The 1,263-nt window shown below is 59.8% G+C and carries 1 protein-coding gene; it reads left to right on the top strand.

Annotated elements, in window-relative coordinates:
* Nucleotides 1-1,263, top strand: a 1,263-nt coding sequence (locus tag EN893_RS34470) for a DPP IV N-terminal domain-containing protein (RefSeq protein WP_164901402.1), incomplete at both ends; no start/stop codon positions are given.

Raw genomic sequence — 1,263 nt, 5'->3', positions numbered from 1 at the left:
TTGCAGGATGTTCCTCTGAGCCGGGACGGAGCCGAAGGCAATTGCTACGTCTTTTCGACGCTGAGCTGGTCGCCGGACTCGCGCCACCTCGCCGCTTACCTTGTTCGCCCCGGCTATAGGCGAGAGGTCCGCTACCTCAATTCTTCGACGGACCAGTTGGAGCGGGAATATTCAACAAAATTCTATCCCAGGCCGGGCGATGTCCTTCCGCTGCCCCAGCCAGTCCTGTTCGACATTGCCGGCCGGCGCCAGATCGTGATTGACGGTGCCCTCTTCTCGAACGTCTTCGAACTTTCCCCTCTCCGGTGGTGGGCGGACAGCCGCGGCTTCACTTTCGAATATAACCAGCGCGGGCATCAGCTTTATCGCCTGGTCGAGGTAGACGCCGCCTCGGGCCGCGGGCGCTCCCTGATCGATGAGACCAGCGAGACATTCGTTGATTATTTGCCGCTGGGGCATGGCCAGGAGGATGCCGGAAAAATCTTCCGTTACGATGTCGATGACGGGAAGGAGATCATCTGGGCATCAGAGCGCGACGGGTATGAGCATTTGTATCTTTTCAACGGCCGGACAGGCGCGCTCGAAAACCAGATCACGCGAGGTGAGTGGGTCGTCCGGAGGGTCAACCATGTCGATCCGGTCAAGCGTCAGATCTGGTTCGAGGCGAGCGGGATGAACTCGCAGGAGGACCCCTATTGGGTCCATGCTTACCGCATCGGCTTTGACGGCAAGGGACTGACTGCACTGACGCCCGAACCGGCCAACCACCATATCGAGTTCTCGCCTGACAGGCGCTATTATGTCGATCTCTGGTCACGCATCGATCTGCCCCCGCGCATGGCACTCTACCGCGCCAGCGACAATGCCAAGCTCCAGCAGATCGAGACGGCCGACATTTCTGAGCTCGTCGCCGCAGGCTGGCAGCCGCCGCTCAGTTTCCATTCCAAGGGGCGCGACGGCAAAACTGACATCTGGGGCGTGCTCCACCTGCCAGCCAACTTCGACCCGACGAAGAAATACCCGGTTGTGGAGAATATCTATGCTGGACCCCACGGCTCCTTCGTCCCAAAATCCTTCTCGCGGTGGACAGAGCCGCTCACGCAGCTGGGCTTCGTCGTTGCTCAGATCGACGGCATGGGCACCAACAACCGCTCCCGCGCCTTCCATGATGTTGCTTGGAAGAATCTGAAGGACGCAGGATTTCCCGATCGCATTCTGTGGCACAAGGCGGCGGCCGCGCAATATCCATGGTACGACATATCC

Origin of the sequence: Mesorhizobium sp. M7A.F.Ca.CA.004.04.2.1, from assembly GCF_004022825.1 — a bacterium.
Lineage (GTDB): Bacteria > Pseudomonadota > Alphaproteobacteria > Rhizobiales > Rhizobiaceae > Mesorhizobium.
Note: the sequence above shows the minus strand (reverse complement) of the source record. Positions and strands in the feature narration are given on the sequence as shown.